The sequence below is a fragment of the Kineococcus esterisolvens genome, assembly GCF_050871405.1.
Lineage (GTDB): Bacteria > Actinomycetota > Actinomycetes > Actinomycetales > Kineococcaceae > Kineococcus.
Window position 1 is genome coordinate 1 of sequence record NZ_JBJLRI010000116.1, and the last position, 7,697, is coordinate 7,697.

A 7,697-nucleotide genomic window follows, 5' to 3' on the forward strand; every position below is an offset into this window, starting at 1 on the left:
CCTCCTCCCGCGAGATCGGCGAGGTCGTCAAGCTGATCACCTCCATCGCCGAGCAGACGAACCTGCTGGCGCTGAACGCCACCATCGAGGCCGCCCGCGCCGGGGAGATGGGCAAGGGCTTCGCCGTGGTGGCCGGGGAGGTCAAGGAGCTGGCGCAGCAGACCGCCCGGGCCACCGAGGAGATCGTCACCCGCATCAACACCACGCAGACCGACGCGGCCGCCGCGGCCAGCGCGATCGGCGGCATCAGCGAGGTCATCGCGCGCATCGACGGGTTGCAGGGCACCATCGCCGCGGCGGTGGAGGAGCAGTCCGCCACCACCAGCGAGATGGTGCGCAACGTCGGTGAGGTCTCCACCGGCAGCAAGGAGATCGCGGTGAACATCTCCGGCATCGCGCAGGCGGCGGACCAGACCACGGCCGGGGCGAGCCGGACCGCCACCACCGCGGGCGAGGTCTCCCGCGCCGCCAGCGAGCTCAACCAGCTCGTCGCCGGGTTCACCCTGCCGCGCACCTGACCGGCGGGCGCGCTCGGGTGCTCAGCCTCGAGCGCTCAGCCACCCGTGCAGGGTGGTCGCCAGGTGCACGGGCTGGTCGAGCTGGACCAGGTGCCCGGCCCCGGGGACCACGGTCAGTGCGGCGCCGGGGATCGCACCGGCCAGCCGGTGCGCACGGTCCACGGGGATCCAGGTGTCCTCCTGCCCCCAGACGACGTGCACGGGCAGTTCGAGCGATCCGTAGAGCGGTTCGAGGACGTCGGTGAAGGCCTCGTCGGCCTGGGCGATCTGGCGGTAGAACGCCGCCTGCCCCTGCGGTGTGGTCCACGGCTCGAGCAGGGCGTCGAGCTGGGTCCCGCTGAGCCCGCGGTGGCTCGCCCCGGCGACGTAGGCGCGGACCGCGCCGGCGTGCACGGCGGCGGGCAGGGCGGCGAAGACGTCGGCGTGGTCGTGGACGAGGCGGAAGAACGGCGAGCCCCACGGCGCCAGGGCCACGGCGTCGACGAGGGCGAGGGAGGCGTAGCGGGCGCCGTGCAGCAGGTGGGCCCGCAGGGCCACGGCGCCCCCGACGTCGTGGGCGACGACGTGCGGAGCGCCGCCCGCCCCGGGGACCGCCGGTGCCAGGTCCCAGTGCCGCAGCAGGTCGGCGAGCAGTTCGCCCTGGACGTCGAGGGAGACGGCGTGCCCGGGTTCCTTCGACGAGGCGCCGTAGCCGGGCATGTCCCACAGGTGCACGGTGAACCGGGCGGCGAGGGCTTCCGCGAAGGGGGCCCACAACCACGACGACCACGGCGTCCCGTGGCAGAAGACCACCGCGGGGCCGTTGCCGCAGCGGGTCCAGCGGACCTGCCGCCCCCGCCACTCGAAGACCTGCTCCAGCTGCACGCCGCGCAGCCTCGCAGACGGTCCCCGGGGGCCGCAGGTGGGCCGGCCGCGCCCCGGCCTCCCACCGCGCCGTCGCGGCGCGGTGTCCCTAAGGTCGTTCCCACGGGGCACCACCCGCGCGCGTGGGAGGGAGCGAGACGATGGCGCAGTCGACTGCCGGACCGCCCGTGCGGGGCGCAGGTGCCGGTGCCCTCGTGGACGGCCCCGGGGCGGGCACCCGCCTGCGCGCGGTGTACCAGCCCGTCGTGGACCTGCGCACCGGTGAGGTGGTGGCCGCCGAGGGCCTGGTGCGCGGCACGCGGGACGGGACGGACCTCTCGCCGGGGCAGTTGTTCGCCGACGCCGCGGCGCGGGGGGCCGCGGCCGTGCAGGGTCTGGACGAGGCGTGCCTGCGCTGCGTCGTCGACTCCGCGAGCGGCCTGCGACCCGGCGCCACGCTGTTCGTCAACGTCGAGCCCCCCACGCTGGCGTCGTTGTCACCGCGGGACCTGGCCGAGGTGGCGGCGCTGCTGCCCGCCGGGGTCCAGGTGGTCGTGGAGGTGACCGAGCGCGACCTGCTGCAGCACCCGGCGCAGCTGCTGGCCGGTGTCCGCCGGGTGCGCGAACTGGGCTGGTCCGTGGCCCTGGACGACGTGGGCGCCGAGCCGGCCGCGCTGGCGCTGATGCCCTTCCTGCGCCCGCAGGTCATCAAGCTGGACCTGGCCCTGGTGCGGGCCCGGCCCACCCTGGACGTGGCGGCCATCGTCAACGCCGTGCACGCCGAGGCGCAGCGCGGCGGCGCGCTCGTGCTGGCCGAGGGGATCGAGACGCGCGAGCACCTGACCCGGGCGCTGAGCACGGGCGCCCGGCTCGGGCAGGGCTGGTACTTCGCCCACCCCGGCCCCCCGCCGGAGCGGTGGGGCGCGCCGCTGCGCCTGCCGCCCGCGGAACCACCCCCTTCCCCGGCGGCGACGGCCTTCGAGGTGCTCAACCGCACCGTCGCGGCCCAGCCCACGACCCCCACCCTGCTGGCACCCCTGACCCGGCAGGTGGAGCGCCAGGCGATGCTGCTCGACGACACGGCCGTCGTGCTGTCGTGCTTCCAGCACGTCGACCACCTGACCACCGCGACCCGGCACCGCTACGAGGCGCTGGCCGCGGTCACCGCCCTGACCGCGATCCTGGCCCCCGGCGTGGGCCCCGAGCCCGTGGCGGGGGCGCACGGCACGCCCCTGCACGAGGACGACCCGTTGAGCCGGGAGTGGGTGGTCACCGTCGTCTCGCCCCACTTCGCCGCCGCCCTGGCCGCCCGCGACGTGGACCGCCCCCCGGCCGGCGGCCCGCAGGACGGACCGGTCGGGGAGGGCGTGACCGGCGCGTGGGCGGACGGGGCCGCGGGGAGCTCCCGCCGGATGCAGTACGTGCTCAGCTACGACCGCGACCAGGTCATCGCCGCCGCGTCCCTGCTGATGTCGCGGGTCCAGGCGCCGGCCGCCCCCGGCCACCGCAGCAGCCCCGCCGACAGCACCGGCGCACCCACCCCCACCCCCGCCCGGGTGCGCGGTGCCCGCCCACCCCTCGCGGGCGTGGCGCCCGAGCAGTTGCCGGCGCTGCTGACGCGGGCCATCGCCACCGCCAGCAACGGCATCGCCATCGCCGACGCCACCGCCGGGGACGCGCCCCTGGTCTACGTCAACGCCGCCTTCGAGCAGCTGACCGGCTACACCTCCGAGGAGGTCCTGGGGCGCAACTGCCGCTTCCTGCAGGGGCCGGCGACGGACCGCACCCAGGTCCGGGTGATCGCCCGCCGCCTGCTCACCGGCCGCACCGTGCACGCCACCCTGCTGAACTACCGCCGCGACGGCAGCACCTTCTGGAACGAGCTCACCATCAGCCCCGTGCACGACGAGGCCGGCCGGCTGACGCACTTCATCGGCAACCAGGTCGACGTCAGCGACCGCGTCGAGCGCGAGGGGCGCACCGCGCACCTGGCCCACCACGACGCCCTCACGGACCTGCCCAACCGCGCCCACGTCGTGGAGGACCTGGCCCGCGCACTGCGCCGCTGCACCCGTTCCGGTTCCGGCGTGGCGGTCGTCTTCATCGACCTCGACGGGTTCAAGGCGATCAACGACCGCTTCGGGCACGCCGCCGGCGACCGCGCCATGGTCCGGGCGGCGCAGCGGCTGCGCGAGGTCGCCCGCCCCGGTGACCTGCTGGCCCGCCTGGGCGGGGACGAGTTCCTCCTCGTCCTCACCGACCTGCCCGTCGACGACGACACCCCCGTCCGCCGCGTGCTGCAGCACCTGCACGCCGCGTTCGAGCCGGCCGTCGAGGTGCCCGGCGGCACGCCGAGCCTGCAGATCAGCACCGGTTTCGCGCTCTGCCCCAGGGACGGGGTGGACGCCGCCACCCTCGTCGACATCGCCGACGCCCGCATGTACCGCAGCAAGCACGTCGGCTGAACCCGTCCGGCCGATCCGGTCACCGCCGCCGCGCACCGAAACCCCTCACGACGAGGCGGGACGACCCGCCGCAGCGAGGGGTGGGGACGTGCGCTTCAAGGTGGCGATCGCGGCGGTCTGCGCCGCCGGCAGCGTGCTCGGCCCGGCGCAGGGCGCCGCAGCGGCCGACGCGGACACGGGCACCGTCACCGGCACGGTGCGCCGCGCCGTCGTCGAGGTCGACCCGGCGCACGCGAGCGGTGACCACGACGTGCAGGTCACCGTCGTGCAGACCGCCACCGGCCCCGTGCGGGTCCCCGCCCCCGACCTCGCGGACGTGCCCACCGGCGCCACCGTCACCGTGCGCCTCGGCCGCACCGTCCGTGCCGCCGACCGCTCCCCGGCCGCCGTCGCCGAGTCGGGCCGCGCCGTGCTCGACCACGAGGTGCTCGCCGCCCCGCGCGAGCTGAAGGCCGCGAGCACCGCCGTGCGCGCCGTGCTGCCCGTGCTCGTCACGGTCCCCGGAGTCGCCGCCGACGGCACCACCGCCGCCACCCTCGCCTCCTCCGTCGCCGAGGTCAGCTCCTTCTACGACCGCCAGACGCACGGCGCCGTCACCTACGCGGCGCAGCCGGCGAGGACGGCGACCATCACCTCCACCGCCGCGAACTCCTGCGACCTCGCGACCGTCGAGCGGGCCGTGCGCGCCCAGGTCGCCGTGCCCGCCGACACCACCCTGCTGGTGCACACGCCGAAGGTCGCCGCCTGCGGCTTCTCCGGTGTCGCCTGGATCGGTTCCACCGCCGCGCGGAACCTCGCGGCGTGGATCAACGGCAGCGCCGCGCCCGCCGTCGTCGCCCACGAGATCGGCCACAACCTCGGCCTGGGCCACTCCGGCAGTTCCGCCGCCTGCTCCGGCGGCGACGACGGCACCGCCGCCGCGTGCAGCACCGTGGAGTACGGCGACTTCTTCGACGTCATGGGCGCCAACGCGTACGCCGCGACGTCCCGCACCCCGCACCTGGGGGAGATGAACGCCGCCCAGCGCGACCGCCTCGCCGGCCTGACCCCCGCCGAGCTCACCGCCGTGGACGCCGCCGCGCGCACCAGCACCGTGCTGCACCCCGTCGGCTCGGCGAGCGGCACCCGGGCGCTGCGTTTCACCAGCGGTGGAGCCACCTACTACGTGGAGCTGCGCGCCGGCGCCGGCCGCGACGCCCCCCTGTACCCCGGGGGCGAGTACTACGGCACCACCGCCGACGGTTCCCTCGGCTGGGCGGCGATCCCCTCCGGCGTGACCGTGCGCCGCCTCGACGGCACCACCGCGGGCGCGAAGTCGCGCCTGCTGGAACCCCGGGCCGCGGGCGCGCCCTTCGTGCTGCCCGCCGGCGCCACGTTCACCACCGCCGACGGCCGGACCACCGTCACCGCCGGCAGCGTCTCCGCGAGCAGCGCCACCGTCACCGTCGCCCCCCGCACCACCACGACCGCTCCCGCGCCGACGCCGACCGCGACCCCTACCGCGACCCCGACCGCGACGCCCACCGCGACGCCCACCGCCGCGCCCGGTGCGCCGGCGGTCACCGGCGCGAAGGCGGGCGACCGGTCCGCGACGTTCACCGCCGCCACCACCGCCACCGGCGGCAGCCCGATCACCGGCTACCTCGTCACCCCGTACGTGAACGGCGTCGCCCAGAGCGCCCGCACCCTCGCGGTGAGCAGCTCGAAGGTCACCGTCACCGTCACCGGCCTCGTCAACGGCCGCACCTACACCTTCGGAGTGAGGGCCCGGAACTCCGCCGGGTACGGGCCGCAGACCACCACGGCCCGGCTGACGCCCCGCGCGGGCACCACCACCGTCACCGTGCCTCGCGCGCTGCGCAGCACCTCCCGCACCCCCTGACACCCCGCGCGGGCAAGGGGCCCGGGGCGCCGGGCCCGCGCGCGGCGGGCGTCGTGAGCGTTCAGCGGCACGGCGGTCCCAGCCGTCCCGGCCGGACTGCGCCCCCGGGAACCCGGTGCCACACTGGCCGCGCCCGAGCACCCCGACGTCAGGAAACGCCCGTGCGCCGCAGCCCCGCCCCGCTGACCCTCGCGCTCGCCGGCGCCCTCGCCCTCGGCACCGCGGTGCCGGCGCAGGCGGCCGACGTGCGGATCTCCGGGGAGGACCGCTACGGCACCGCCGCCGCCGTCTCCCGCTCCTTCACCGGGAACCCCCACGCGTCCGTGTACCTGGCGACGGGGGAGGGCTTCCCCGACGCGCTCGCCGCGAGCGCCGCCGCGGCCGCCGACCGGAGCCGCGTCCTGCTCACCGGCCGCGACGAGCTGCCGCAGGCGACGCTGGACGAGCTGGAGAACCTCGGGACCTCGACCGTGCACCTCGTCGGGGGGACGACGTCGATCGGCACCGCCGTCGAGGAGGAACTGCGGCGCCGGGGCCACTCCGTCCTGCGCCTGGCCGGGGAGGACCGCTACGCCACCGCGGTGCGGGTCGCGCGGGTCCTGTTCGACGACCCCGGCACCGTGTTCCTCGCCACCGGCGAGGGCTTCCCCGACGCCCTCGCGGGCGCCGCTGCCGCCGGCAGCGCGGGAGCCCCGGTCCTCCTCGTGGGCTCCACCCGGCTGCCCGAGCCGGTGCGGTACGCGCTCTCCGCGGAGGGGACGTCCCTGCCGCTGCGCCCCAGCCGGTTCGTCGTGCTGGGCGGGGGGTCCGCCGTCTCCGACGCCGTCCTGGACCAGGTCCGCGCCCTCGGGTACGAGGACGCGGTGTTCGAGCGCCTCGCGGGCCCCGACCGCTACGCCACCGCCGTCGCCGTCGGGCAGCGGTTCTCCCCCGGCGGTTCCGCGGCCGTCGTCGCCGTCGGGGACGGTTTCGCCGACGCTCTCGCCGCCGGACCGCTCGCCGCGGAACTCGGCGCCCCCCTGCTGCTCACCGGTACCGGCGCCACCCCCGAGGCCACGCGTGCCGAACTGGACCGCCGCGGCACCGTCGACCGCCTCCACGTCGGTGCCGCCCGCCCGTCCTGACCCCCGTGCCCTCAAGCGCGGAGCCGCGCGCGCCGATGTGGACGGGGTGCCGGGGCTGAGGACGACGAGCCGGGCGCGGGTCCCGCACCCGCGCCCGCCGCGCTGACGCGCACCCGAGGTGGACCCGCAGAGCGCCCTCCCGGCGCAGCTGGTGCGACTGGCGCAGGAGGAGAGCTTTTCCCCGCAGCGCGTGCTGGACGCCGTGCACGCCGCCCTGGCGCCGCGGACGGGGGTGCGCCGCGCCGAGGTGCTCGCCCACGAGCGGGGCCGCCTCGTGGTCGTCGCCCGGGCCGGTGAGGCCGGTCCCGTGCCCGGCGCCTGCGCGACGTTCACGTTGCGGCACGGCGGTGCCGAGCTGGGCCTGCTGCACCTGCACGGCGGCGACCCGTCCACCGTGGACCGGGCCGTGGGTGCCGCGGCCGGCCACCACCTCGCCGTGGCGCTGCGCGACGTGACCACCGCCCGCGAGCAGGCCGAGCTGCACCGGGTCACCGACGCGGTGCGCCGCCTGTTCGAGGAGGGCGTGCGGGCGGTCAGCGTGGAGGCCGCCGGGCGCCTCCTCGTCGCCGTCGCCGCCGACGTCCTGGGCACCGAGCGCGCCGCCGTGATGCTCGTGGCCCCCGACACCCGCGTCACCCACGTCCTCGGCGTCGGGCTGCCCGAGGAGCTGGAGCAGCGCCTGGCGGCGAGCCTGCTGGGGCGCCTGGCCCGCGACTCGCCGGCCTGGCAGCGCGCCGCCCTCACCGGGGGGGGGGGGGGGGGGGGGGGGGGGGGGGGGGGGGGGGGGGGGGGGGGGGGGGGGGGGGGGGGGGGGGGGGGGGGGGGGGGGGGGGGGGGGGGGGGGGGGGGGGGGGGGGGGGGGGGG

5 protein-coding genes and 1 pseudogene are annotated in these 7,697 nt (G+C 77.5%); 5 read left to right on the top strand and 1 reads right to left on the bottom strand.

The window, feature by feature from the left end; translation table 11 throughout:
- Positions 1 to 518: methyl-accepting chemotaxis protein (locus ACRYR8_RS20470; RefSeq protein ID WP_432484279.1), on the top strand; the 518-nt coding region annotated here is incomplete at its 5' end.
- Between the two features lie 21 nt (positions 519 to 539).
- On the opposite strand, the gene ACRYR8_RS20475 is transcribed toward ACRYR8_RS20470, so the two are convergent.
- Positions 540 to 1,382 carry an alpha/beta fold hydrolase gene (locus tag ACRYR8_RS20475; protein WP_432484277.1) on the bottom strand — a complete coding sequence of 281 codons (843 nt, stop codon included), beginning with the start codon at positions 1,380 to 1,382 and terminating at the stop codon, positions 540 to 542.
- A 140-nt stretch (positions 1,383 to 1,522) separates the two neighbouring features.
- Between ACRYR8_RS20475 and ACRYR8_RS20480 the strand changes: the two genes are divergently transcribed.
- The 4 genes and pseudogenes from ACRYR8_RS20480 to ACRYR8_RS20495 form a co-directional block, all read left to right on the top strand.
- Positions 1,523 to 3,826, top strand: coding sequence for a diguanylate cyclase domain-containing protein (locus tag ACRYR8_RS20480; RefSeq protein WP_432484274.1), 2,304 nt, complete (start codon positions 1,523 to 1,525; stop codon positions 3,824 to 3,826).
- An 88-nt stretch (positions 3,827 to 3,914) separates the two neighbouring features.
- Positions 3,915 to 5,708 (top strand): fibronectin type III domain-containing protein, encoded by a 1,794-nt coding sequence (locus ACRYR8_RS20485; protein WP_432484272.1) that lies wholly within the window; start codon positions 3,915 to 3,917, stop codon positions 5,706 to 5,708.
- Between the two features lie 161 nt (positions 5,709 to 5,869).
- Positions 5,870 to 6,832, top strand: coding sequence for a cell wall-binding repeat-containing protein (locus ACRYR8_RS20490; protein ID WP_432484270.1), 963 nt, complete (start codon positions 5,870 to 5,872; stop codon positions 6,830 to 6,832).
- A gap of 118 nt (positions 6,833 to 6,950) precedes the next feature.
- Positions 6,951 to 7,697: pseudogene (locus ACRYR8_RS20495) on the top strand (hypothetical protein); the annotation flags it as partial.